Origin of the sequence: Escherichia sp. E4742, assembly GCF_005843885.1 — a bacterium.
In the GTDB taxonomy this organism is placed as follows: domain Bacteria; phylum Pseudomonadota; class Gammaproteobacteria; order Enterobacterales; family Enterobacteriaceae; genus Escherichia.
The window spans coordinates 4,127,835-4,152,175 of the sequence record NZ_CP040443.1 but is presented as its reverse complement, the minus strand read 5'-3'; the positions used below and the strand labels follow the sequence as shown (position 1 = coordinate 4,152,175).

At 52.2% G+C, this 24,341-nt stretch carries 22 protein-coding genes and 1 pseudogene; 16 read left to right on the top strand and 7 right to left on the bottom strand.

Translation table 11 applies throughout. From position 1 onward, the window contains the following. Positions 1-5: 5 nt before the first annotated feature. Positions 6-1,133: an iron uptake system protein EfeO gene (gene efeO / locus FEM44_RS19970; RefSeq protein ID WP_135522851.1), complete on the bottom strand. Its 1,128-nt coding sequence runs from the start codon at positions 1,131-1,133 to the stop codon at positions 6-8. A 57-nt stretch (positions 1,134-1,190) separates the two neighbouring features. Further along, positions 1,191-2,021, bottom strand: coding sequence for an iron uptake transporter permease EfeU (gene efeU / locus FEM44_RS19965; protein WP_138159164.1), 831 nt, complete (start codon positions 2,019-2,021; stop codon positions 1,191-1,193). Here efeU and FEM44_RS19960 point away from each other — a divergent pair. Continuing rightward, positions 2,020-2,358: a hypothetical protein gene (locus tag FEM44_RS19960; RefSeq protein ID WP_135522852.1), complete on the top strand. Its 339-nt coding sequence runs from the start codon at positions 2,020-2,022 to the stop codon at positions 2,356-2,358. The two genes, efeU and FEM44_RS19960, sit on opposite strands and share 2 nt — an antisense overlap. 329 nt (positions 2,359-2,687) lie before the next feature. Here the strand turns inward: FEM44_RS19960 and putP are convergent, their stop codons facing one another. Then, complete coding sequence (gene putP / locus FEM44_RS19955; RefSeq protein ID WP_001018479.1) at positions 2,688-4,196, bottom strand: sodium/proline symporter PutP; 1,509 nt, start codon at positions 4,194-4,196, stop codon at positions 2,688-2,690. 421 nt (positions 4,197-4,617) lie between these two features. Between putP and putA the strand changes: the two genes are divergently transcribed. Continuing rightward, on the top strand, positions 4,618-8,580 hold the full coding sequence (gene putA / locus FEM44_RS19950) for a trifunctional transcriptional regulator/proline dehydrogenase/L-glutamate gamma-semialdehyde dehydrogenase (RefSeq protein WP_138159162.1): 3,963 nt from the start codon (positions 4,618-4,620) through the stop codon (positions 8,578-8,580). A 39-nt stretch (positions 8,581-8,619) separates the two neighbouring features. Here putA and rutR read toward each other — a convergent pair whose 3' ends face one another. Then, complete coding sequence (gene rutR, locus FEM44_RS19945; RefSeq protein ID WP_000191701.1) at positions 8,620-9,258, bottom strand: HTH-type transcriptional regulator RutR; 639 nt, start codon at positions 9,256-9,258, stop codon at positions 8,620-8,622. A gap of 287 nt (positions 9,259-9,545) precedes the next feature. On the opposite strand from rutR, the gene rutA reads away from it, so the two are divergent. From rutA to rutG, 7 genes and pseudogenes are all read left to right on the top strand, one after another. After that, complete coding sequence (rutA, locus tag FEM44_RS19940; RefSeq protein WP_135522860.1) at positions 9,546-10,637, top strand: pyrimidine utilization protein A; 1,092 nt, start codon at positions 9,546-9,548, stop codon at positions 10,635-10,637. Continuing rightward, positions 10,637-11,329 carry a peroxyureidoacrylate/ureidoacrylate amidohydrolase RutB gene (rutB, locus tag FEM44_RS19935; protein WP_001307708.1) on the top strand — a complete coding sequence of 231 codons (693 nt, stop codon included), beginning with the start codon at positions 10,637-10,639 and terminating at the stop codon, positions 11,327-11,329. The genes rutA and rutB overlap by 1 nt, the downstream gene beginning before the upstream one ends. Positions 11,330-11,340: 11 nt before the next feature. After that, positions 11,341-11,727 carry a 3-aminoacrylate deaminase gene (gene rutC, locus FEM44_RS19930; RefSeq protein ID WP_001126780.1) on the top strand — a complete coding sequence of 129 codons (387 nt, stop codon included), beginning with the start codon at positions 11,341-11,343 and terminating at the stop codon, positions 11,725-11,727. Between the two features lie 7 nt (positions 11,728-11,734). Then, positions 11,735-12,535 carry a pyrimidine utilization protein D gene (rutD, locus tag FEM44_RS19925; RefSeq protein ID WP_135522853.1) on the top strand — a complete coding sequence of 267 codons (801 nt, stop codon included), beginning with the start codon at positions 11,735-11,737 and terminating at the stop codon, positions 12,533-12,535. A gap of 9 nt (positions 12,536-12,544) precedes the next feature. Then, a pseudogene (locus FEM44_RS19920) lies at positions 12,545-13,092 on the top strand (malonic semialdehyde reductase). 10 nt (positions 13,093-13,102) lie between these two features. Beyond that, on the top strand, positions 13,103-13,597 hold the full coding sequence (gene rutF / locus FEM44_RS19915) for an NADH-dependent FMN reductase RutF (RefSeq protein WP_021580649.1): 495 nt from the start codon (positions 13,103-13,105) through the stop codon (positions 13,595-13,597). A 20-nt stretch (positions 13,598-13,617) separates the two neighbouring features. After that, the gene (gene rutG, locus FEM44_RS19910) at positions 13,618-14,946 is read left to right on the top strand and encodes a pyrimidine utilization transport protein G (RefSeq protein WP_135522854.1); all 1,329 of its coding nucleotides are present in this window, start codon (positions 13,618-13,620) and stop codon (positions 14,944-14,946) included. An 89-nt stretch (positions 14,947-15,035) separates the two neighbouring features. Here the strand turns inward: rutG and FEM44_RS19905 are convergent, their stop codons facing one another. After that, complete coding sequence (locus FEM44_RS19905; RefSeq protein ID WP_001273658.1) at positions 15,036-15,209, bottom strand: general stress protein; 174 nt, start codon at positions 15,207-15,209, stop codon at positions 15,036-15,038. Positions 15,210-15,585: 376 nt separating this feature from the next. On the opposite strand from FEM44_RS19905, the gene wrbA reads away from it, so the two are divergent. Both wrbA and FEM44_RS19895 read left to right on the top strand, forming a co-directional pair. Beyond that, positions 15,586-16,182 (top strand): NAD(P)H:quinone oxidoreductase, encoded by a 597-nt coding sequence (wrbA, locus tag FEM44_RS19900; RefSeq protein WP_001151442.1) that lies wholly within the window; start codon positions 15,586-15,588, stop codon positions 16,180-16,182. Between the two features lie 20 nt (positions 16,183-16,202). Then, positions 16,203-16,430, top strand: a complete 228-nt coding sequence (locus FEM44_RS19895; RefSeq protein WP_135522855.1) for a YccJ family protein — start codon at positions 16,203-16,205, stop codon at positions 16,428-16,430. Positions 16,431-17,013: 583 nt separating this feature from the next. Here FEM44_RS19895 and agp read toward each other — a convergent pair. Next, complete coding sequence (gene agp, locus FEM44_RS19890; RefSeq protein WP_135522861.1) at positions 17,014-18,255, bottom strand: bifunctional glucose-1-phosphatase/inositol phosphatase; 1,242 nt, start codon at positions 18,253-18,255, stop codon at positions 17,014-17,016. Between the two features lie 149 nt (positions 18,256-18,404). Continuing rightward, entirely contained in the window at positions 18,405-19,838 is a 1,434-nt protein-coding gene (locus FEM44_RS19885) for a gluconate:proton symporter (RefSeq protein WP_135522862.1), read from the bottom strand. A 272-nt stretch (positions 19,839-20,110) separates the two neighbouring features. On the opposite strand from FEM44_RS19885, the gene FEM44_RS19880 reads away from it, so the two are divergent. The 5 genes from FEM44_RS19880 to cbpM all read left to right on the top strand — a co-directional run bounded on the left by FEM44_RS19880 (position 20,111) and on the right by cbpM (position 24,121). Beyond that, positions 20,111-21,025, top strand: a complete 915-nt coding sequence (locus tag FEM44_RS19880; protein WP_135522863.1) for a LysR family transcriptional regulator — start codon at positions 20,111-20,113, stop codon at positions 21,023-21,025. 50 nt (positions 21,026-21,075) lie between these two features. Continuing rightward, positions 21,076-22,329, top strand: coding sequence for a D-amino acid dehydrogenase (locus FEM44_RS19875; RefSeq protein ID WP_135522864.1), 1,254 nt, complete (start codon positions 21,076-21,078; stop codon positions 22,327-22,329). Beyond that, a complete protein-coding gene (locus tag FEM44_RS19870) occupies positions 22,326-22,682 on the top strand; it encodes a RidA family protein (RefSeq protein ID WP_135522865.1) in 357 nt (118 codons plus the stop codon). The genes FEM44_RS19875 and FEM44_RS19870 overlap by 4 nt, the downstream gene beginning before the upstream one ends. Positions 22,683-22,895: 213 nt before the next feature. Further along, positions 22,896-23,816: a curved DNA-binding protein gene (cbpA, locus tag FEM44_RS19865; protein ID WP_130205426.1), complete on the top strand. Its 921-nt coding sequence runs from the start codon at positions 22,896-22,898 to the stop codon at positions 23,814-23,816. Then, complete coding sequence (gene cbpM / locus FEM44_RS19860; protein WP_130205424.1) at positions 23,816-24,121, top strand: chaperone modulator CbpM; 306 nt, start codon at positions 23,816-23,818, stop codon at positions 24,119-24,121. The genes cbpA and cbpM overlap by 1 nt, the downstream gene beginning before the upstream one ends. Positions 24,122-24,341 lie beyond the last annotated feature (220 nt).

Below are 24,341 nucleotides of genomic sequence, written 5' to 3'. Positions count from 1 at the left end.
AACGCTTAGTCCAGCCCCAGCACACCGCGAAGTTGCGCCAGATCTTCCGCCAGCGCAGTAATCGGCCCTTTCAGTGCATTCCGGTCGGCATCGGTCAGTTTGTCGTAGGTTTCAAAACCGTCTTTGGTACGGTATTTCGCCAGAATGGTATCGACCTTTTTGAAGTTAGCATCGACTTTTGCCAGCAGCTCCGGGTTGGCTTTTTGTAGTTGTGGACGCAGCAGATCGACAATTTTCTGCGAGCCTTCAACGTTAGCCTGGAAATCCCACAGATCGGTGTGGCTGTAACGATCTTCTTCACCGCTGATTTTGCTGGCTGCCACTTCCTCAATCAGTCCGGCTGCGCCGCCGACCACTTTTGAAGGTGGGAAAGCCAGTTCACTGATGCGTTTTTGCAAATCGACCACATCGGTATAAAGCTGGTCAGTGTACTGATCCATTCCTTTGGTGGTGTTGTCGCCAAACAATGCTTTTTCCAGACGGTGGAAACCGGTGAATTTCGGATCGGCGGCTTTTTGCTCGTAATCATCTTCACGGGCGTCAATGCTGCCATCCAGATCGGAGAACAGTTCAGCAATCGGTTCGATGCGCTCATAGTGCTGGCGCGTTGGCGCATACAGTGCTTTCGCTTTTTCGATATCGCCTGCTTTAATCGCGTCGGTAAATGCTTTGGTGTCAGTCACCAACTGTGTGGTTTCCGCCATGACATACGCTTTATATGCAGTAATTGCACCACCAAGACTTAACAGCGCATCACTTTGCGCCGCATCCGCCGTTGCCTCGCCTTTGACGATCAACTTCCCTTTCGGGTTAGTGAGCAGACCGCAGGTCATATCGTATTCGCCAGGCTGTAAATTCGCCGTCATTTTCTGGCTAAAGCCAGGGGCGATATTTTCCCGCTCTTCCACTACCATCACGCCTTTAAGGATCTCCCACTCCAGCGCCTTCTGGCTGTGGTTCTGAATGATAAATTGCGTTTTCCCTGCGTTAACCGTAATGGTCATCGGTTCGCACTGTTTATCTGTCACAGTGACTTTGACCTGCGGCACAGCAGCGGCGTTAGCCATAAAAGCAGAAGAAAACAGCGCAGCCACGCTCAACTGCAATGCGTTACGGCGGAAGTTAATGGTCATGACGAGACTATCCCTTTAAAGTATGTTGTAACTAAGCAAGAATTTGCGTCGTATTTGTTACGCAGAGCGAGACGCTGTCGCCCCTGCACGTGGCGGCAGCGCAAATGCCACCAGCGCCGGGATGAGATAAATAAACCAGACGGCGACTTCGCTGACACTTGGCGCTTCCTGATAGCCAAAAATTCCTTCCATCAGCGTGCCAAACAGCGAGTGAGTTGTGAGCACCGCGCTCATATCGAAGGCGATTTCCTGAAAGTGGTTCCACAGGCCAGCTTCATGAAATGCGCGAATGGCACCAGCCGCCAGCCCTGCGGCGACGAAGAGAATAAACAGGCTGGTCCATTTAAAAAATGCACCAAGATTGAGGCGAATACCGCCCCAGTAGAGCAAGAAGCCGAGCACTACGGCTGTAGCAAGACCGAGCATTGCACCGAGCGGAGGCCAGATCCCGACATCTTGTTGAAATGCTGCCAGCAGGAAAAAGACCGACTCCAGCCCTTCCCTTGCAACGGCAAAAAAAACCATCATCACCAGCGCCCAGCCATGATGATTTCCACGCTGCAATGCGCTATCGACTGCCTGCTCCAGTTGCACTTTGACGTTGCGCGACACTTTGCGCATCCAGAAAACCATCCAGGTGAGGATCACCACAGCGATCACTGCCACGATACCTTCAAACAGTTCCTGTTCTTTTTGCGGAAATTCGCCGGTGGTTTCGTTAATGAAGATACCCAAGCCCAGGCACAACGCAGCGGCAAGCAACACGCCAATCCACATCACACCAATCCATCGGCCTCGCTGGGTACGCTTAAGATAGCTGGCAATCAAACTGACAATCAGCGCGGCTTCAAGTCCTTCGCGCAACATAATGAGAAACGGAACAAACATGCCACCACCCTTAAACGTTTTTCTGAGTCAATCTATGCAAAGAAAAGTAAATCGCAGTGATATCGATTATCATTACGGTGAAGAAAAATACAAGCGGAATGTTTATAAAATGATGTTGGAATGTAAACAAAGAGAGGTAATACCAGGGGATATAAACGATTATTCCAGGGTAGAAAGATGGGATTGTTTACAACGAGCCATGTGTTCTTGCCAGATGCCGCGTAAACGCCTTATCAAGCCGACAAAACTGTCCAGACTCAATGCATCAGAACTTCCATGTAAAACTGATAAGCGGGTGTATCAAGCAATTTCGTCCATCCGCGATTATCAAATCTAACTTTTTGCCCGGAACATAAGAACAGCTCGGGTGTTGGTGGCGTCAAAATCGCTGAAGCGTTCCCCGAAGGCCGGGGTAGCCCACATGGATGTAGGCTGAGGGCGCGTCTTACAGGGACGTTACCTCGCGCCCGACCCGGTAGCCGAAGGGGATAAGCTGAAGGTACCGCGCAGCGGCGATTTTGTTCGCCAGAGCCCGGGGGTGCAGGGGGCGGCGGCGATTGGCCGCCCCCTGCGCGCTCCCTGCACCATTCAATTTATATGGCGAGGCACATTAAGGGAGCGCAACCCGCTGCTGAGGCCAAACAAAACCGCCGCAGGCTAAGTCCCTTAGCTTTCCTGCAACCGTGACGGCGGCGCCGAATGATAGTGCGCATCTGCTTCGGCAAAGCGTTTTTGCATCGCCGCTGATGGCGCTTTACCCAGCAAACTGAACACCACAATCCCGATACTGCCGAAGATAAAGCCCGGAATAATTTCGTACAGTCCCAGCCAGCCGAACTGTTTCCAGACGATAACCGTCAGCGCGCCAATGATCATCCCCGCAAGCGCACCGTTGCGCGTCATGCGTGACCACATCACCGAGAACAGCACCACCGGACCAAACGCCGCGCCAAAGCCTGCCCACGCGTAGCTCACTAAGCCCAGCACGCGGTTTTCCGGGTTTGCCGCCAGCGCAATCGCCACCAGCGCCACCACCAGCACCATCACACGCCCTACCCACACCAGTTCTTTCTGGCTGGCATGTTTACGCAGAAACGCTTTGTACAAATCTTCAGTAATCGCACTGGAACATACCAGCAGCTGGCAGCTTAAGGTTGACATCACCGCCGCCAGAATCGCCGACAGCAGAATCCCGGCAATCCACGGGTTAAACAGAATTTGCGCCAGTTCGATAAACACGCGCTCGGCGTTCTGATTTACCGCACCAGCCAACGCCGGATGATCGTTAAAGTAAGCAATCCCAAAGAAGCCGACAGCCACCGCCCCTGCCAGACAGAGGATCATCCAGGTCATACTGATACGACGCGCATGGACAATACTATGGTGAGAATCCGCCGCCATAAAACGTGCCAGAATATGTGGCTGCCCGAAGTAACCCAATCCCCAGCCCATCAGCGAGATAATGGCGACAAAGTTCAGCCCTTTGAGCATATCAACGTTTTCAATGCTCTTTTGTTTGATCACTTCCAGCGAGTCGCCAAACCCACCGACACTGATAATGACAATAACCGGTGTCAGGATCAGGGCAAAAATCATCAGGCTGGCCTGTACAGTGTCAGTCCAGCTCACCGCGAGGAAACCGCCAATAAAGGTATAAAGGATGGTCGCCGCAGCTCCCGCCCACAGAGCCGTTTCGTAGCTCATGCCAAAGGTACTTTCAAACAGACGCGCGCCTGCCACAATGCCCGAAGCGCAATAAATGGTGAAGAACAGCAAAATAACCAGCGCGGAGATAATGCGCAAAATGCGGCTTTTATCTTCAAAGCGCCCGGTGAAATAATCCGGCAGAGTTAAGGCGTTATTATTGTATTCGGTATGAACACGCAACCGCCCGGCCACCAGTTTCCAGTTAATCCACGCGCCTAATGTCAGGCCAATGGCAATCCAGCTTTCGGAAATCCCGGAAAGAAAAACCGCGCCTGGCAACCCCATTAACAGCCAACCGCTCATATCCGACGCACCCGCCGATAATGCCGTCACGAATGGCCCAAGGCTACGACCGCCCAGAATATAATCGTCAAAGTTTTTAGTTGATCGCCAGGCGATAAACCCAATCAATATCATGCCAAAGATATAGACACAAAATGTCACCAACATCGGTGTGCTAATAGCCATCTAAAGTCTCCAAAAATTATTATCGGCAATGTCGAAACTTGCCGTTATATCTGCCACCGGAACGGGGTAGCAGAGTTTATGTTTTACCAGGGCGACCGTATCCTGCCGGAAGTGCTGGTTATTCACAATCGATTTAACACATCATTTACATCAAATTTTATTGCCCAGCGATACTATTTTTCATCAGGTTGCACTTCCTCACATTTTTTACGGTTGCACCTTTCAAAAATGTTAACTGCCGCAGAGAAAAAGTCTGCATTACTTTTTTAATCCCTGTCATATCGATTTCTTTTATTAACATTTCATTCATTTTTAAGCTTGCTACGTAAGTCACATTTAACGAGGTTGCACAAAGTTGCAACATAATAGATATTTCACGATAACGTTAAGTTGCACTTTTCAGAACAACAGGAGTAATGGCATGGGAACCACCACCATGGGGGTTAAGCTGGACGACGCGACGCGTGAGCGTATTAAGTCAGCCGCGACACGTATCGATCGCACACCACACTGGTTAATTAAGCAGGCGATTTTTTCTTATCTTGAACAACTGGAAAATAGCGATACCTTGCCGGAGCTACCTGCGCTGCTTTCTGGCGCGGCCAATGAGAGCGATGAAGTACCGAATCCGGCAGAGGAACCACACCAGCCATTCCTCGACTTTGCCGAGCAAATTTTGCCTCAATCGGTTTCCCGCGCCGCGATCACCGCGGCCTATCGCCGCCCAGAAACCGAAACGGTTTCTATGCTGCTGGAACAAGCTCGCCTGCCGCAGCCAGTTGCCGAACAGGCGCACAAACTGGCATATCAACTGGCCGATAAACTGCGTAATCAAAAAAACGCCAGTGGTCGCGCAGGTATGGTTCAGGGATTATTGCAGGAGTTTTCGCTGTCATCGCAGGAAGGCGTGGCGCTGATGTGTCTGGCAGAAGCGTTGTTGCGTATTCCCGACAAAGCCACCCGGGATGCGTTAATTCGCGACAAAATCAGCAACGGTAACTGGCAGTCACACATTGGTCGTAGCCCGTCTTTGTTTGTTAATGCCGCCACCTGGGGGCTGCTGTTTACCGGCAAACTGGTTTCTACCCATAATGAAGCCAGCCTCTCCCGCTCGCTGAATCGCATTATCGGTAAAAGCGGTGAACCGCTGATCCGCAAAGGTGTGGATATGGCGATGCGCCTGATGGGCGAGCAGTTCGTCACGGGCGAAACCATCGCGGAAGCGTTAGCCAATGCCCGCAAGCTGGAAGAGAAAGGCTTCCGTTACTCTTACGATATGCTGGGCGAAGCCGCGCTGACCGCCGCAGATGCACAAGCGTATATGGTTTCCTATCAGCAGGCGATTCACGCCATTGGTAAAGCATCCAATGGTCGTGGCATCTATGAAGGTCCGGGCATTTCAATCAAGCTGTCGGCGCTGCATCCGCGTTACAGCCGCGCCCAGTATGACCGGGTAATGGAAGAGCTTTACCCACGTCTGAAATCACTCACCCTGCTGGCGCGTCAGTACGATATTGGTATCAACATTGACGCTGAAGAGGCCGATCGCCTGGAGATTTCCCTCGATCTGCTGGAAAAACTCTGTTTCGAACCTGAACTGGCAGGCTGGAACGGCATCGGTTTTGTTATTCAGGCTTATCAAAAACGCTGCCCGTTGGTGATCGATTACCTGATTGATCTCGCCACCCGCAGCCGCCGCCGTCTGATGATTCGCCTGGTGAAAGGCGCTTACTGGGATAGTGAAATCAAGCGTGCGCAGATGGACGGTCTTGAAGGTTATCCGGTTTATACCCGCAAGGTGTATACCGACGTTTCTTATCTCGCCTGTGCGAAAAAACTGCTGGCGGTGCCAAATCTAATCTACCCGCAGTTCGCAACGCACAACGCCCATACGCTGGCGGCAATTTATCAACTGGCGGGGCAGAACTACTACCCGGGTCAGTACGAGTTCCAGTGCCTGCATGGTATGGGCGAGCCACTGTATGAGCAGGTCACCGGGAAAGTTGCCGACGGCAAACTTAACCGCCCGTGTCGTATTTATGCTCCGGTCGGCACACATGAAACGCTGCTGGCGTATCTGGTGCGTCGCCTGCTGGAAAATGGTGCTAACACCTCGTTTGTTAACCGTATTGCCGATACCTCTTTGCCACTGGATGAACTGGTCGCCGATCCGGTCACTGCTGTAGAAAAATTGGCACAACAGGAAGGGCAAACTGGATTACCGCATCCGAAAATTCCCCTGCCGCGCGATCTTTACGGTCAGGGGCGCGACAACTCGGCAGGATTAGATCTCGCTAACGAACACCGTCTGGCCTCGCTCTCCTCAGCTCTGCTCAATAGTGCACTGCAAAAATGGCAGGCCTTGCCAATGCTGGAACAACCGGTAGCGGCTGGTGAGATGTCGCCCGTTATTAACCCTGCGGAACCGAAAGATATTGTGGGCTATGTGCGTGAAGCCACACCGCGTGAAGTAGAACAGGCGCTGGAAAGTGCGGTTAATAACGCGCCAATCTGGTTTGCCACTCCTCCGGCTGAACGCGCAGCGATTTTGCACCGCGCTGCCGTGCTGATGGAAAGCCAGATGCAGCAACTGATTGGTATTCTGGTGCGTGAAGCCGGAAAAACCTTCAGTAACGCCATTGCCGAAGTGCGCGAAGCGGTCGATTTTCTCCACTACTACGCCGGACAGGTGCGGGATGATTTCGCTAACGAAACCCATCGTCCATTAGGGCCTGTGGTGTGTATCAGCCCGTGGAACTTCCCGCTGGCGATTTTCACCGGGCAGATTGCTGCCGCACTGGCGGCAGGTAACAGCGTACTGGCAAAACCGGCAGAACAAACGCCGCTGATTGCCGCGCAAGGGAGCGCCATTTTGCTGGAAGCGGGTGTACCGCCGGGCGTAGTGCAATTGCTGCCAGGTCAGGGTGAAACCGTAGGTGCGCAACTGACGGGGGATGATCGCGTGCGCGGGGTGATGTTTACCGGTTCAACCGAAGTCGCTACGTTACTACAACGCAATATCGCCAGTCGCCTGGACGCTCAGGGGCGCCCTATTCCGCTTATTGCTGAAACCGGCGGTATGAACGCGATGATTGTCGATTCCTCCGCTCTGACCGAACAAGTAGTCATAGATGTACTGGCCTCGGCGTTCGACAGTGCAGGTCAGCGTTGTTCGGCACTGCGAGTGCTGTGTCTGCAAGATGAGATTGCTGACCACACATTAAAAATGCTGCGCGGCGCAATGGCCGAATGCCGGATGGGTAATCCGGGTCGCCTGACCACCGATATCGGTCCGGTGATTGATAGCGAAGCGAAAGCCAATATCGAGCGTCATATTCAGACCATGCGTAGCAAAGGCCGTCCGGTGTTCCAGGCAGTGCGGGAAAACAGCGAAGATGCCCGTGAATGGCAAAGCGGCACTTTTGTCGCGCCGACGCTGATCGAACTGGATGACTTTGCCGAATTGCAAAAAGAGGTCTTTGGTCCGGTGCTGCATGTGGTGCGTTACAACCGTAACCAGCTGCCGGAGCTGATCGAGCAGATTAACGCTTCCGGTTATGGCCTGACGCTTGGCGTCCATACGCGTATTGATGAAACCATTGCCCAGGTCACTGGCTCGGCCCATGTCGGTAATTTGTATGTTAACCGTAATATGGTGGGCGCAGTGGTTGGGGTGCAACCATTCGGCGGCGAAGGATTGTCCGGTACCGGGCCGAAAGCAGGCGGTCCGCTCTATCTCTACCGTCTGCTGGCGAATCGCCCGGAAAGTGCGCTGGCGGTGACGCTCGCGCGTCAGGATGCGGAGTATCCGGTCGATGCGCAGTTGAAAGCCGCATTGACTCAGCCGCTAAATGCACTGCGGCAATGGGCAGCAAATCGTCCAGAATTGCTGGCGTTATGTACGCAATTTGGCGAGCTGGCGCAGGCAGGAACACAACGATTGCTGCCAGGGCCGACGGGTGAACGCAACACCTGGACGCTGCTGCCGCGTGAGCGCGTATTGTGTATCGCGGATGATGAACAGGATGCGCTGACTCAGCTCGCCGCCGTGCTGGCGGTGGGCAGCCAGGTACTGTGGCCAGATGACGCGCTGCATCGTCAGTTAGTGAAGGCATTGCCATCGGCAGTCAGCGAACGTATTCAACTGGCGAAAGCGGAAAATATAACCGCTCAACCGTTTGATGCGGTGATCTTCCACGGTGATTCGGATCAGCTTCGCGCATTGTGTGAAGCGGTTGCCGCGCGGGATGGCGCAATTGTTTCGGTGCAGGGTTTTGCCCGTGGCGAAAGCAATATCCTTCTGGAACGGCTGTATATCGAACGTTCGCTGAGTGTGAATACCGCTGCCGCTGGCGGTAACGCCAGTTTAATGACGATCGGTTAAACAGGTAGCCGGAGGATGTTACTACCTCCTCCGGCATCTTTAACGTGGTCGAATCCCTTCAATAATAATCCGCTGCACGTTTTCAACCGTTTGATTGAAAAATACCTCATCGCGCAACGTTGCGCCTGTCACCGCCTCCACCTGAGGGGCGAAATCGGCGTAATGTTGAGTGGAAGCCCAAATCATAAAAATCAAATGCTGCGGGTCAATCGGCGCGAGTTTGCCGCTTTTGACCCAGCCCGCAATCAGCGCTGATTTCTCATCAATTAACGCCTTCAAATCGCCCGTCAGTTCATCCATTAACAACGGCGCGCCTGCCAGCATCTCCATACAAAACAGACGTGAAGCCTGCGGATAATCGCGGGAGACTTCCAGCTTCAGACGGATGTACTCTTTTATCGCCGCCAGCGGGGCGAAATCTTCACGAAACGCCTTTAACGGCGCCAACCAGATATCGAGAATTTGCCGCAGCACGGCAATATATAGTGCCTCTTTCGACGGGAAGTAATACAGCAGATTGGTTTTAGAAACGCCCGCCAACTCTGCGATCTGCTCCAGCCTTGTGCCGTGAAAACCGAATTGCGAAAAAGTGTCCAGTGCCGCGCTAAGAATCGCTTTTTTCTTCGCGCTCACTGCGCGCGAACGTTTACCCGTTGTTTTCACTGCGCCTTGCGTCATGCGCTCTCCCCTCTTGTAGATTAGCAACAGGATAGCAAAACCCCCGCCCGGCCTCGACCTTCTGCACTCTCATCGCGCACGGATGCATGTTTTATGTGCAACTGTTTTGACCGTTTAGTCCACTTTTTTCCAGACATTTTAGATAACGCAATGTTAACACATTAATAACATTGAATTTTTAAAAACTGGCATCCGCTTTGCAAACAAGCCATTACGCGGCTGAAAAGGATATGCAGGATGCAGCGCCCCGTCAGACTTTCACTTTACGAGACGAAGAGAGGTTGATGATGAAAATTGGCGTATTCGTACCTATTGGCAACAACGGCTGGCTCATTTCGACCCACGCGCCGCAGTACATGCCGACCTTTGAACTGAATAAAGCCATTGTGCAAAAAGCGGAGCACTACCATTTCGATTTCGCCCTGTCGATGATCAAACTGCGTGGCTTTGGCGGCAAAACTGAGTTCTGGGATCACAACCTTGAGTCGTTCACCTTGATGGCGGGGCTGGCAGCCGTGACCTCGCGCATTCAGATTTACGCGACAGCTGCCACCTTAACGTTACCTCCGGCAATAGTCGCCCGTATGGCCGCAACCATTGACTCCATCTCTGGCGGGCGTTTTGGCGTCAACCTCGTGACTGGCTGGCAAAAGCCCGAGTATGAGCAGATGGGTATCTGGCCTGGTGATGACTATTTCTCCCGTCGTTACGACTATCTCACCGAATATGTTCAGGTGCTGCGCGACCTGTGGGGCACGGGGAAAAGCGATTTTAAAGGCGATTTTTTCACCATGAATGATTGTCGCGTCAGTCCGCAACCGAGTGTACCCATGAAAGTGATCTGCGCCGGGCAAAGCGACGCTGGCATGGCGTTCTCCGCCCAGTATGCCGATTTCAACTTCTGTTTCGGCAAAGGGGTAAATACGCCCACGGCTTTCGCCCCAACCGCTGCGCGGATGAAACAGGCCGCAGAGCAAACCGGGCGTAACGTTGGCTCTTATGTGTTGTTCATGGTGATTGCCGACGAAACCGACGATGCCGCTCGCGCCAAATGGGAACACTACAAAGCAGGCGCGGATGAAGAGGCGTTAAGCTGGCTAACCGAACAAAGTCAGAAAGATACCCGCTCCGGTACTGACACCAACGTCCGTCAAATGGGCGATCCCACTTCGGCGGTAAACATCAATATGGGGACGTTAGTCGGTTCTTACGCCAGTGTCGCGCGCATGTTAGATGAAGTCGCAAGCGTGCCTGGTGCCGAAGGCGTGCTGTTGACCTTCGATGATTTTCTGTCGGGAATCGAAACCTTCGGCGAGCGCATTCAACCACTGATGCTGTGCCGCCCCCATCTCCCTGCGCTTACACAGGAGGTGGCATGATGACAACCTTAACCGCTCGACCGGAAGCCATTACCTTCGATCCGCAGCAAAGTGCACTGATCGTGGTGGATATGCAAAACGCCTATGCCACGCCAGGCGGCTACTTAGATCTCGCCGGGTTTGATGTCTCAACCACTCGCCCGGTCATTGCCAACATTCAAACCGCCGTGACCGCAGCGCGAGCGGCAGGGATGTTGATCATCTGGTTTCAAAATGGCTGGGATGAACAGTATGTCGAGGCTGGCGGCCCCGGCTCACCGAATTTTCATAAATCGAACGCCCTGAAAACCATGCGTAAGCAGCCGCAGCTGCAAGGGAAATTGCTGGCGAAAGGCTCCTGGGATTATCAACTGGTGGATGAACTGGTGCCGCAGCCTGGCGATATTGTGCTGCCGAAGCCGCGCTACAGCGGTTTCTTCAATACACCGCTGGACAGCATTTTGCGCAGCCGCGGAATACGCCATCTGGTTTTCACTGGTATCGCTACCAACGTCTGCGTCGAATCGACGCTACGCGACGGCTTTTTTCTGGAGTATTTCGGCGTGGTGCTGGAAGACGCAACTCACCAGGCAGGGCCTGAATTTGCGCAGAAAGCCGCATTGTTCAATATCGAAACCTTTTTTGGCTGGGTCAGCGACGTCGAAACGTTCTGCGACGCGCTTTCTCCCACGTCCTTTGCTCGTATCGCTTAAGGAGTTTAACGATGCCGAAATCTGTAATTATTCCCGCTGGCAGCAGCGCACCGCTGGCCCCCTTCGTTCCCGGCACGCTGGCTGATGGCGTGGTGTACGTCTCCGGTACGCTGGCTTTTGATCAACATAATAACGTGCTGTTTGCCGATGACCCAAAGGCGCAAACCCGCCACGTTCTGGAAACCATCCGCAAGGTGATCGAAACGGCGGGTGGCACGATGGCGGATGTGACCTTCAACAGCATCTTTATTACCGACTGGAAAAATTACGCCGCGATTAACGAAATCTACGCCGAGTTTTTTCCGGGTGACAAACCGGCGCGATTCTGCATTCAGTGCGGACTGGTAAAACCTGACGCGCTGGTGGAAATCGCCACGATTGCGCATATCGCCAAGTGAGGCCGCGATGAAACTTTCACTCTCACCTCCCCCTTATGCTGATGCGCCCGTAGTGGTGTTGATTTCGGGTCTTGGCGGTAGCGGCAGTTACTGGTTACCACAACTGGCGGTGCTGGAGCAGGAGTATCAGGTAGTCTGTTACGACCAGCGCGGCACCGGCAATAATCCCGATACGCTGACGGAAGATTGCAGTATCGCCCAGATGGCAGCAGAATTGCATCAGGCACTGGTAGCCGCAGGGATTGAGCGTTACGCGGTGGTCGGCCATGCGCTCGGTGCGCTGGTGGGAATGCAGCTGGCGCTGGATTATCCCGCGTCGGTAACTGTGCTGATCAGCGTTAACGGCTGGCTACGAATAAACGCCCATACGCGCCGCTGTTTTCAGGTTCGCGAACGATTACTGTATAGCGGCGGCGCACAGGCATGGGTGGAAGCGCAGCCGCTGTTCCTCTATCCCGCCGACTGGATGGCGGCCCGCGCACCTCGCCTGGAAGCAGAAGACGCGCTGGCACTGGCGCATTTTCAGGGCAAAAATAATTTACTTCGTCGACTTAACGCCCTCAAACGCGCTGACTTTAGTCACCATGCGGCTCGCATCCACTGCCCGGTGCAAATCATCTGCGCCAGTGATGATCTGCTGGTGCCATCAGTATGTTCCAGTGAACTTCATGCCGCCCTGCCCGATAGCCAGAAAATGGTGATGCGCTATGGCGGACACGCCTGCAACGTGACCGATCCCGAAACGTTTAATGCTCTGTTACTCAACGGGCTTGCCAGCCTGTTACATCACCGTGAAGCCGCCCTGTAAGGAATTGCTATGAACGAAGCCGTTAGCCCAGGTGCGCTTAGCACCCTGTTCACCGATGCCCGCACTCACAACGGCTGGCGGGAGACACCCGTCAGCGATGAGACGCTACGGGAGATTTATGCGCTGATGAAATGGGGGCCGACATCAGCTAACTGTTCTCCGGCACGGATCGTGTTTATCCGCACTGCAGAAGGAAAAGAACGTCTGCGCCCGTCACCGCTATCGTCGCCTGGGACAGTGAATTTTATGAACGGTTACCACAACTGTTTCCCCACGGCGATGCCCGTAGTTGGTTTACCTCCAGCCCACAACTTGCCGAAGAAACAGCGTTTCGCAATAGTTCCATGCAGGCGGCCTATCTGATCGTTGCCTGCCGTGCGCTGGGGCTGGATACCGGCCCGATGTCTGGTTTCGACCGTCAACACGTGGACGACGCCTTTTTTGCGGGTAGCACGCTGAAAAGCAACTTGCTGATTAACATCGGCTATGGCGATAGCAGCAAACTTTATCCGCGCCTGCCGCGTCTGTCCTTTGAAGAGGCCTGCGGGCTGTTATAAGGAGCAAACTATGAATATTGTCGATCAACAAACCTTTCGCGATGCGATGTCCTGTATGGGCGCGGCGGTCAATATCATTACCACGGACGGTCCAGCCGGGCGCGCCGGGTTCACCGCCAGCGCGGTCTGCAGCGTGACCGACACGCCGCCTACATTACTGGTGTGCCTGAATCGCGGGGCGTCCGTCTGGCCGATATTCAATGAAAACCGAACGCTGTGTGTAAATACACTTAGCGCCGGGCAGGAGCCGCTTTCAAACCTTTTTGGCGGCAAAACGCCCATGGAACACCGCTTTGCCGCCGCCCGCTGGCAGACGGGTGTGACCGGATGCCCGCAACTGGAAGAGGCGCTGGTTTCGTTTGACTGCCGTATCAGCCAGGTGGTGAGCGTCGGCACCCACGACATTCTGTTTTGCGCCATCGAAGCGATTCATCGTCACGCCACCCCCTACGGGCTGGTGTGGTTCGATCGCAGTTATCACGCGCTGATGCGCCCTGCTTGTTAACCTCCTTAAGGAGACAGCTGATGGCAATGTTCGATTTTCCTCACTGGCAGTTGAAATCGACCTCTACAGAGAGCGGCGTGGTCGCGCCGGATGAACGATTGCCGTTTGCTCAGACGGCAGTAATGGGCGTTCAACACGCGGTGGCGATGTTTGGCGCGACGGTGTTAATGCCGATTCTGATGGGGCTGGATCCCAATCTTTCCATTTTGATGTCGGGGATCGGCACGTTACTGTTTTTCTTTATTACCGGCGGGCGCGTCCCCAGTTATCTCGGTTCCAGCGCGGCTTTTGTTGGCGTGGTGATCGCCGCGACGGGCTTTAACGGTCAGGGGATTAACCCGAATATCAGCATCGCGCTGGGCGGGATTATCGCCTGTGGGCTGGTTTATACCGTCATTGGCCTGGTGGTGATGAAGATCGGTACGCGCTGGATTGAACGTCTGATGCCGCCAGTAGTGACGGGCGCGGTGGTGATGGCGATTGGTCTGAATTTAGCGCCTATCGCGGTAAAAAGTGTATCGGCTTCAGGCTTTGATAGCTGGATGGCGGTAATGACGGTGCTGTGTATTGGGCTGGTGGCCGTGTTTACCCGTGGCATGATCCAGCGGTTGTTGATTCTCGTAGGGTTAATTGTCGCCTGTCTGCTGTATGGGTTGATGACCAACGTTTTTGGGCTGGGAAAAGCCGTCGATTTTACTCTCGTCAGCCATGCTGCCTGGTTCGGTCTGCCGCATTTTTCCACTCCTGGTTTTAATGGTCAGGCGATGATGCTGATTGCGCCCGTGGCGGTGATTCTGGTGGCGGAAAACTTAGGTCATCTCAAGGCGGTCGCCGGGATGACCGGACGCAATATGGATCCGTATATGGGACGAGCATTCGTCGGTGATGGGCTGGCGACGATGCTTTCCGGCTCTGTCGGCGGTAGCGGCGTGACCACCTATGCTGAAAATATCGGTGTGATGGCCGTGACAAAAGTCTACTCGACGCTGGTGTTTGTTGCTGCTGCCGTTATCGCCATGCTGTTGGGCTTTTCACCGAAATTTGGCGCGCTGATTCATACCATTCCTGCAGCGGTGATTGGTGGTGCATCAATTGTTGTGTTCGGGCTAATTGCCGTCGCAGGCGCACGGATCTGGGTACAAAATCATGTGGATTTAAGCCAGAACGGCAATTTGATAATGGTCGCGGTAACGTTAGTGCTGGGCGCGGGTGATTTTGCTCTGACGCTGGGCGGTTTTACGTTGGGAGGGATCGGTACAGCAACTTTTGGCGCGATTTTACTCAATGCGTTGTTAAGCAGAAAGTTGGTCGACGTTCCTCCGCCAGAAGTTGTTCATCAGGAGCCATGAACAGAAAACCGCCGGGTAACCGGCGGTGATGGCTTTTTGACGAGCTTCAGACAAAAATGCATTCGTCCATTCGTCATTGATTAGCCCGGCTAGTTGTCGCTTTTGCCGTGGCTGCTTTTGCCACCTTTTTTTCCTGCTTCAGATGCGCGCTGCGGGTCATTTTTGAAATTTCCCCCGCTGTGCTGTCCACCTTTTTTACCTGCTTCTGATGCTCTTTCGCGGTCTTCTGCAAAATTGCCGGAACCGCCTCGATGGTTTGCCATTACTGACCTCCGTCTTGATGTAGACATCATATTGCATTGCATAGGATTAACGCGGCGTATGGCGGTGCCATATTTTCGCTACGTGGGACTAAGCTTAGTGAACTGACGCGGGTGAACCCGCGTTTGGTAACATCCTGCAACAGGTTCTGAGCGAGAATAGATATCATTTCCAATAATTATCCATAAGCCTCTCTTATGATTAAAAAAACGCTATGGGATAAAAATGTATCATTTTGCGACAAATTTACGCGCTTGTGAAAGTTGTTATAAATCAAATAAGTGGTTGTGAAATTTGCACTCTGAAAAGGACGTCTTATCTTTAAAAGAGTGGTAGCGAATCGCTACGGAATAGAGATAACACGAGGAGTGGTTAGAAATGGCTAAAGTTCTGGTGCTTTATTATTCCATGTACGGACATATCGAAACGATGGCGCGCGCAGTCGCTGAAGGCGCAAGCAAAGTCGATGGCGCAGAAGTTGTTGTTAAGCGTGTACCGGAAACCATGCAGCCGCAATTATTCGAGAAAGCAGGCGGTAAAACGCAAACTGCACCCGTTGCAACTCCGCAAGAACTGGCCGATTACGACGCCATTATTTTTGGTACGCCAACCCGCTTCGGCAATATGTCCGGGCAAATGCGTACCTTCCTCGACCAGACTGGCGGCCTGTGGGCTTCTGGCGCATTGTACGGAAAACTGGCGAGCGTCTTTAGCTCTACTGGCACCGGCGGCGGTCAGGAACAAACCATCACATCCACCTGGACGACACTTGCGCACCACGGCATGGTAATTGTCCCTATTGGCTACGCAGCGCAGGAACTTTTTGACGTCTCGCAGGTTCGCGGCGGAACGCCGTACGGCGCAACCACCATTGCAGGCGGTGACGGTTCACGCCAACCCAGCCAGGAAGAGTTGTCTATCGCACGTTATCAGGGGGAATATGTCGCTGGTCTGGCAGTTAAACTTAACGGCTAATCTTCAACAGGAGGATACGCATGCCAACTCAAGAAGCGAAAGCTCATCACGTGGGTGAATGGGCATCTCTGCGCAATACGTCGCCGGAAATAGCCGAGGTCATTTTCGAAGTCGCCGGGTACGACGAAAAAATGGCGGAAAAGATTTGGGAAGAAGGTAGCGATGAAGTGTTAGTCAAAGCCTTTGCTAAAACCGATAAAGATTCGCTTTTTTGGGGCGAACAGACCATCGAACGTAAAAACGTTTAATCAGCAATTCCCCCGCTTCTCGCGGGGGAGCTTTCAAATTGTTGACAAAGTGCGCTTTGTTCATGTCGGATGCGGCGTGAACGCCTTATCCGACCTACATGATCGTGCAAATTCGATATAGTGCAATACTCGGGTAGGCCTGATACGTGTAGCGCATCAGGCAATCTCACGTTTGTCATCAGTCTCATATTCCCCCGCTTCTCGCGGGGGAAGTTTCAAATTGTTGACAAAGTGCGCTTTGCTCATGCCGGATGCGGCGTGAACGCCTTATCCGACCTACATGATGGTGCAAATTCGATATAGTGCAATTCTCGGGTAGGCCTGATAAGCGTAGCGCATCAGGCAATCTCACGTTTGTCATCAGTCTCATATTCCCCCGCTTCACGCGGGGGAGCTTTCAAATTGTTGACAAAGTGCGCTTTGTTCATGCCGGATGCGGCGTGAACGCCTTATCCGACCTACATGATGGTGCAAATTCGATATAGTGCAATTCTCGGGTAGGCCTGATAAGCGTAGCGCATCAGGCAATCTCACGTTTGTCATCAGTCTCATATTCCCCCGCTTCTCGCGGGGGAGCTTTCTGTTATTTCACCGCTTCATTCAACACGCTATCAAACTTATCCATTGGGCAAAAACCGTTGGCATCTATCGGGCAGCCGGTTAATTCCAGCGTCACACGCTGCGCAGGTGCCAGCAACGTTAACGCATCGGCATTACGCAACTGTTCCGAACTCTGGTACACATATTCAATTTTCATCAAATCGCGATTAGCTTTGCTGTCATGCCAACGCTGGAAAACGATTTTGCCGCCAATCGGCGTGCGTTCGTTCTGGTCATGCAACTGATACGGTTTGAAATCCAGCGCCGTTAACAGAGAGGCAATGTTTGAGTCGTGCCCAACCAGCACTGTGATTTTCGGCGCACTGGCACGATCGGTAACCAGCGCTTTGTCGATATAACTAACCAGCGGTTTCGCGACATTACGCGCCACTTCCGGTGAAGTAAACAGGCTATCCTGGTAACCGTTTTTCAGTTTCGACAACACTTTCCATTGTTGATCTGATTTGATTTCCCCCCAGGCCACCTGATCCATCGGGAAACCTTCGTAGTATTGCAGGGTGAACGCGTCCACCAGCGAGTTGCCCACTTTTAGCGGCCCGGAAACGCCTGGTTCTTGTTGATACTTCGCGCTAAAGGTATTTTTACCGTCCACCAGCGAACACTGCTGTTTCTCTTTGCAGGCTGGTGAATCTTTATAGTTAACGATTTTTTCCAGTAACTGGTAGCTGTCGGTAAGCTGAAGTTTGCCGAGCTCTTTTTCCATTGCCGCCACCGCCTGCTCACTGAATGCGGCGGAATCATCGGTGATCACCGGGTTAAAGGTTGGGTCCATAGTGCCCATTTTTTCCTGGTGATGAACAGGAATGTCACACCCCGGAAATGCGCCTGTGATAAAAAATTGTGCAGTAGCGACGGTACGTTGCAAGCTGTTGGCGTAAGCGTAAACAGTATCTGCTGGCGGGCATTCACCCGTTTTCACTATTCCCTGCTCTGCCAGCCACTCACGCATGTAATGGCCCATATACACTTCCAGCACACCGCCTTTGGTCGTGAGTTGTCCACCGGGAACATCCCACTCCGGCCATTTATTCGGCGTCGACTGCTCAAGCACACTGCCATTATTTGCCAGAGGCGCACGTAAGTTATGACGGCTCATGAGTAGCACTTGCTGTAGTTGATAGCCTTCCGGCACGGTCTGTGCCTGAGCATTCGAAGAGAGTAAAACCATCCCAGCCACGGCCGCAGCGATTAGCGTTTTTTTCATTCCCATCACCTCTTTAGTTATCAATCAATTAAGAGTGTGACAGAAATATGGCATTTTTCCGGGAACAGGTTCGCAATTTAGCAGATGACGAGGCGGGAAACCGTCAGGCGATAACGGACAGTCGTCGCGCTATCGCCTGGTTTGTATCGTTAAACTAATATCTGAAACAGCACGGCAAAAAGAATGATATTGGCAATGACAATGGCCCAACCGTTATAAAGCATATATTTCAGGTGAGTAGATTGTGCCAGCCCCATTTGACCGAACATATCCGATGAAGGGAAAGGCCCAAACCAGTCCACTTGCGATGAGGCTAATAATACTGCCGTTGTACCCTGTGGCGGCACTCCCGCAGCCATCAACATCGGACCAAATATTTTATGCGTGAAGGTCATCTGAGCAACAGCAGCACCTGGCACATGACCGATAATGTTAAAGGCAAAAATACAGAAGCAAAGCCATGCCGGAGATATCCCGGTTAACAGTGGTTGTGTGTATTCGAGCAACCCCTGATACGCCTGCAGGCTATCCATAAGTTCCAGAATCGGGTTATACAGCCAGTAGAGCAGAAACATCCACACCAGTCTGCCACAGCCTTTATACAGGGCTTGCAGGATCCCGGTTGGGCTTAATCCGCCCACCAGCCCGGTGATCAACGCCACCAACAGCATAACGATAATGGCAAAACTAAAACCTGCTTTTATCACTACGCCAATAACCGCCATCACAATAATGGTTGCAGCAAATGCCAGGGCGCTGAGTTTGCGACGACGATCGCGGGCAGGATCTTCTTCATCCTGAGTTTTCTCTGAGAGATCCACTTCGTAGTGTAATTTTCCTTCCGTCATCTTCTGAATTCGCCCGGCCATTATCCAGCCAGCAAATAACGTTACGGCGCTCATTGGCAGCCCGACGTACATCAGGTATTGCGGATAAGTCAGGCCGCCGAGTTGTAAAATCGTCACGGTGCTGGGAGTAAATGGCCCGGTAAACAATCCCACTGACCCCGCCGTCATCATCAGTGCAGCCACTGTAGGCGGTGTCAGCCGTACTGCCGCCGCCACGGGAATAATCACCGCAACAATAATGGCGTTGCCGCCTGCCATTGTGCCCAGCGCGCCACAGATGAGAATGGATGAGACGACGATGCCAAATTTGCCCCGTGTCTGGCTGGAAAGCCCGATACGATGCACCACAAATTTGACCAGTTCAACGGCGGCTCCGGTACGTGTTGCCACTTCACCTACGCCTGCGCCAAGCATAATGATCAAACCAACAGTGGCGATAAACGATCCCGTCGATTTTGCCAGCATGGCGCCCATTTCAGGTAAGCCGGTGGAAGTCATTATCATCGCAATAATAATTGATGAAATAACCGCCAGAACAATATCGACGCCTATCAACGAGAGCACCGCTAACGCCACCAGTGGTGTAAAACCAAGCAGTCCGAGTTCATTACCTGGACGCCCCTGGCACCAGAACGCTGTCAGTAAAAATGCAATCAACAACAAGCCAATAATGACATTCTTTTTGGTGATATTTTGTCTGGTTAGTAAACCACCAGCGAGCATTGAGTCACTCATATAACTCCTTAACCCCATCGAATCGACTTTCAATATCAGCCGATGTATTTGGAAAGCTCAGAAAATATCCCCCCTCGTTATTATTGTTAGCAAAATGCACTGAGGGTTTGTCCGGGTACTACAGGTATTATTCTGAGTTCGTAATTAACCCCTTTAGGTGGGCAAATAACGCATTGTTACCAGAACAGGCGTTACGCATTAAATTTATGTTAACTTAGTGTTACCATGAAATGACTTTTTATCTATCGTCTATAACTCTGGGTTAACTCTTAATGAAACTGCGCCACCTGGAAATCTTCTATGCTGTGATGACATGCGGGACACTTTCACGGGCAGCGGAATCGCTGAATATTTCCCAGCCGGCCGCCAGTAAAGCGTTAAAAAACGCTGAGCAAAAACTCGGTTTTCAGCTCTTTCAGCGAGTTCGTGGCAAGCTTCTTCCAACCAGCGAAGCGATCACACTTTTTGAAAAAGCGCAGTCGATTTATCACGAACTCGATAACCTGCGACTGCTGGCCGATAACCTGACGCGAGATCCGCGAGCCAGAATCGCCCTGGGATGCCTGCCAAGCCTGGGATTAAGTCTGGTGCCGGAAATAGTCACTGCGTTTTACCAGCAGAATGCGAATCTGGTCATGACACTGACGACAGAGCACACTGAGACGCTGGTTAAAAAACTTGATCTTCGTGAGATTGATCTGGCCCTGACGCTACAGCCGATTCAACAGGGGGAGATTATGACGACGCTGATAGCCGAAGTTCCACTGGTTTATATCGACCGTGACTATCGCCAGGGCGCAGTAGAAATAGACAAGATTGACCAACAACGCTGGATTTCTCCCGGCCCTCATTCCCTTTCCGATGCAATAGCTAAACGACGTGATTTTTTGACGACGCGCCTGAATGTCCAGACCTATTACATGGCCACGGAATTTGTAAAACGCGGAATGGGATGCAGTATTACCGATATTTTCTCTGCCCGTCATAACCTCCCGGCAGAGACGATTCACCCCATCGCCCCGCCAATGAAAATTGATCTTTGCTTGCTACGTCGCGCCGACGTTTCACTTAGCCCCATTACACAAAAATTTGTCGATTTCCTCTGTCAGCAATTACGTCAGCAACTGCGAGCCATTAACCTTGAGTTATACCCTGAAAATAAAAAGTCAATTGCTCCTCAGGCCTAAATGCTTTGACATAACCCCAACGCATTTATTAGCGGTGGATATCTCAGGTGATGAAAAAACGCATTGTAGTTATTGGCGGCGGGGTAATTGGTCTGGCAACAGCATGGGTGCTGGTAAAACAGGGCCATCAGGTGCAATTGTTAGAACGCAACAGCCAGGCAGGCGTCGCCACCAGTTTTGCTAATGGTGGGCAACTCAGTTATCGCTACGTTGCTCCTCTGGCGGATAAAGGCGTACCGATGCAGGGAATTAAATGGATGGGGAAAAGCAACTCTCCCCTGAATATGCGTTTGCGCATGTCATTTAGCCAGTGGCGCTGGTTGCTGGAATTTTTACTGGCCTGCAATAGCCGGACAAATAAACTCAATGGCGACCATATTTTACGCTTATCACTGTTAAGCCGTCAGGTCATGGAAGAGTGGCTGCTGGAAGATAATCTTGATGATTTTCACTGGCGCCGCTCTGGCAAACTGATTATTCATCGCCGCCCACAAGATTTAGCCAAAGCAGCAAAAGGTATTAATCCGCAATTTCAACAGGCTTTATCACGCGAAGAGTGCGTTCATCTTGAACCAGCACTAAAACATATTGGTCATTCATTGTGTGGCGGTATTTACTCCCCCGGCGATGAAACGGCGGACTGCTATAAGTTCTGCCAGGCATTACTTGCCAAACTTAATGCCAGCGCAAATTTTTCGCTACAAACCGATTGTGAAGTTTTGCAGTTGAATAAAAAAGGCGAGCGCATTGATTCCCTTACCACCAGCACAGGAACACTGGTTGCAGATGATTATGTCGTTGCCGCGGGTAATGGCAGTAAGCATTTACTTGCCGAAACCGGGACTCACGTACCGATCTGCGGTCTGAAAGGTTACAGTCTGACGCTCCCCTTCCCACAAGAAATGGGGATCGCACCGCAAATCAGTGTCACCGACTATGGTCATAAAATTGTCTATGCCCGACTCGGTGAGCGGTTGCGTATCGCCGCCATGGTCGATATTGGCTATGACGGTAATGAACTGCGCCCTGAACGAATCAATGCCTTAAAACAGATCGTAGCTAACAGTTTTCCGCAACTGCAAGGCATCGATGATGCCGAATTATGGACAGGTATGCGTCCATCCACCCCTGCGGGTCCGCCACTATTAGGACGGGCGAAGTATCAAAATCTGTGGATGAATCTTGGTCAGGGCAGTCTGGGCTTTACGCTGGCGGCGGGTAGTGCCGTGGTGTTAGGCGCGCTGCTATCGGGCGAAGATCCCGCAATTTCCCTTGATGGACTGACATGGAGCCAATCAGCTTGAATATCAAACGTAATAACCCACAACCTCGTCTTGCCGCCAGTGTGGAATATGGCAATCTTGTATTTCTCTCCGGTCAGACACCGAAGAGCAATACTCCTGACATCGCGCAACAAACGTGCGAAGTGCTGGAGAAAATCGACGCATTACTTGCTGAAGCTGGCAGTGATAAATTTCATCTCTTATCAGCTCAGGTATGGCTGAAAGATATCAGCCGCGATTTTGCCGATTTCAACGACGTATGGGTTAACTGGCTGCCAGAAGGATATAGCCCGGCACGTGCTGCCGTGCAGGCTGAGATGGCCCGCCCGGAGATTCTGGTTGAAGTGATGGTCACTGCGGTAAAAGCAGGATAATTCACCATTTTCAGCCCCCTGACAACGTCGTCATGGGGCATCTATGAAGGTTAAGCGTCCCCTCTTTTACCTGCCAAAATTCAGGCTGAAAATATCATTTTTAGTTATGTTTTTATCACTGGCCTACGATTTTTTCTGATTTCCCCTACACTTAACTCTGATACCTTGTCAGGGGTTTCCCTTTGTCTGTATTGATTTACGCGAGATAACGCTATGGAATTAAAGGATTATTACGCCATCATGGGCGTGAAACCGACGGACGATCTCAAGACAATCAAGACCGCCTATCGTCGACTGGCCCGCAAATACCATCCTGATGTCAGCAAAGAGCCCGATGCCGAAGCCCGCTTCAAAGAGGTCGCTGAAGCCTGGGAAGTGTTAAGTGATGAACAGCGTCGCGCTGAATATGATCAGATGTGGCAGCATCGCAACGATCCGCAATTCAACCGCCAGTTCCAGCATGGCGACGGTCAGAGTTTCAATGCCGAAGATTTTGACGATATCTTCTCGTCAATTTTCGGTCAACATGCCCGCCAGAGCCGTCAACGCCCCGCCACACGTGGCCACGATATTGAAATTGAAGTTGCGGTATTCCTGGAAGAAACGCTTACTGAGCACAAACGTACCATCAGCTATAACCTGCCGGTTTATAACGCCTTTGGCATGATCGAACAGGAAATACCAAAAACGCTGAATGTGAAGATCCCGGCGGGCGTCGGCAATGGTCAACGTATTCGCCTGAAAGGCCAGGGGACGCCAGGCGAAAACGGTGGTCCAAATGGCGACCTGTGGCTGGTGATTCATATAGCCCCGCATCCGTTGTTTGATATTGTCGGTCAGGATCTGGAAATTGTGGTGCCGGTTAGCCCGTGGGAAGCGGCTCTGGGTAGCAAAGTCACTGTACCAACGCTGAAAGAAAGCATTTTGTTGACCATTCCGCCAGGCAGTCAGGCCGGGCAACGATTACGCATTAAAGGCAAAGGTCTGGTAAGCAAAAAACAGACTGGTGACTTGTATGCGGTACTGAAAATCGTCATGCCGCCGAAACCGGATGAAAATACTGCCGCACTGTGGCAACAACTGGCAGACGCCCAGTCGTCTTTTGATCCACGTAAAGATTGGGGGAAAGCATAATGGCTCATGTTACGGTGACTTTTACCATTACCGAATTTTGCCTGCATACCGGCATTTCTGAAGAGGAGTTGAATGAAATTGTCGGTTTGGGGGTGGTTGAACCGAGAGAGATCCAGGAAACAACCTGGGTATTTGACGACCATGCCGCCATTGTGGTGCAACGCGCGGTACGTCTGCGTCAGGAACTGGCGCTGGACTGGCCGGGAATCGCGGTGGCGCTAACGTTAATGGATGATATTGCACATCTGAAACAGGAAAACCGTCTGTTACGCCAGCGGCTTTCCCGGTTTGTGGCTCACCCGTGAGTTTGTTGCCTGATGCGACGCTTAACGCGTCTTATCAGGCCTACAAAAAGCACTGTTCCCGTAGGCCGATAAGGCGTTCACGCCGCATCCGGCGACTCTGCCATATTGCCTGATGCGACGCTTAACACGTCTTATCAGGCCTACAAAGGGCACTGTTCCCGTAGGCCGATAAGGCGTTCACGCCGCATCCGGCGACTCTGCAATAATGCCTGATGCGACG

Bases quoted from the DNA above. Each gene is read 5' to 3' on its own strand.
- efeO (WP_135522851.1), bottom strand. From the start codon at position 1,133: ATGACCATTAACTTCCGCCGTAACGCATTGCAGTTGAGCGTGGCTGCG.
- FEM44_RS19960 (WP_135522852.1), top strand. From the start codon at position 2,020: ATGCCACCACCCTTAAACGTTTTTCTGAGTCAATCTATGCAAAGAAAA.
- efeU (WP_138159164.1), bottom strand. From the start codon at position 2,021: ATGTTTGTTCCGTTTCTCATTATGTTGCGCGAAGGACTTGAAGCCGCG.
- putP (WP_001018479.1), bottom strand. From the start codon at position 4,196: ATGGCTATTAGCACACCGATGTTGGTGACATTTTGTGTCTATATCTTT.
- putA (WP_138159162.1), top strand. From the start codon at position 4,618: ATGGGAACCACCACCATGGGGGTTAAGCTGGACGACGCGACGCGTGAG.
- rutR (WP_000191701.1), bottom strand. From the start codon at position 9,258: ATGACGCAAGGCGCAGTGAAAACAACGGGTAAACGTTCGCGCGCAGTG.
- rutA (WP_135522860.1), top strand. From the start codon at position 9,546: ATGAAAATTGGCGTATTCGTACCTATTGGCAACAACGGCTGGCTCATT.
- rutB (WP_001307708.1), top strand. From the start codon at position 10,637: ATGACAACCTTAACCGCTCGACCGGAAGCCATTACCTTCGATCCGCAG.
- rutC (WP_001126780.1), top strand. From the start codon at position 11,341: ATGCCGAAATCTGTAATTATTCCCGCTGGCAGCAGCGCACCGCTGGCC.
- rutD (WP_135522853.1), top strand. From the start codon at position 11,735: ATGAAACTTTCACTCTCACCTCCCCCTTATGCTGATGCGCCCGTAGTG.
- rutF (WP_021580649.1), top strand. From the start codon at position 13,103: ATGAATATTGTCGATCAACAAACCTTTCGCGATGCGATGTCCTGTATG.
- rutG (WP_135522854.1), top strand. From the start codon at position 13,618: ATGGCAATGTTCGATTTTCCTCACTGGCAGTTGAAATCGACCTCTACA.
- FEM44_RS19905 (WP_001273658.1), bottom strand. From the start codon at position 15,209: ATGGCAAACCATCGAGGCGGTTCCGGCAATTTTGCAGAAGACCGCGAA.
- wrbA (WP_001151442.1), top strand. From the start codon at position 15,586: ATGGCTAAAGTTCTGGTGCTTTATTATTCCATGTACGGACATATCGAA.
- FEM44_RS19895 (WP_135522855.1), top strand. From the start codon at position 16,203: ATGCCAACTCAAGAAGCGAAAGCTCATCACGTGGGTGAATGGGCATCT.
- agp (WP_135522861.1), bottom strand. From the start codon at position 18,255: ATGAAAAAAACGCTAATCGCTGCGGCCGTGGCTGGGATGGTTTTACTC.
- FEM44_RS19885 (WP_135522862.1), bottom strand. From the start codon at position 19,838: ATGAGTGACTCAATGCTCGCTGGTGGTTTACTAACCAGACAAAATATC.
- FEM44_RS19880 (WP_135522863.1), top strand. From the start codon at position 20,111: ATGAAACTGCGCCACCTGGAAATCTTCTATGCTGTGATGACATGCGGG.
- FEM44_RS19875 (WP_135522864.1), top strand. From the start codon at position 21,076: ATGAAAAAACGCATTGTAGTTATTGGCGGCGGGGTAATTGGTCTGGCA.
- cbpA (WP_130205426.1), top strand. From the start codon at position 22,896: ATGGAATTAAAGGATTATTACGCCATCATGGGCGTGAAACCGACGGAC.
- cbpM (WP_130205424.1), top strand. From the start codon at position 23,816: ATGGCTCATGTTACGGTGACTTTTACCATTACCGAATTTTGCCTGCAT.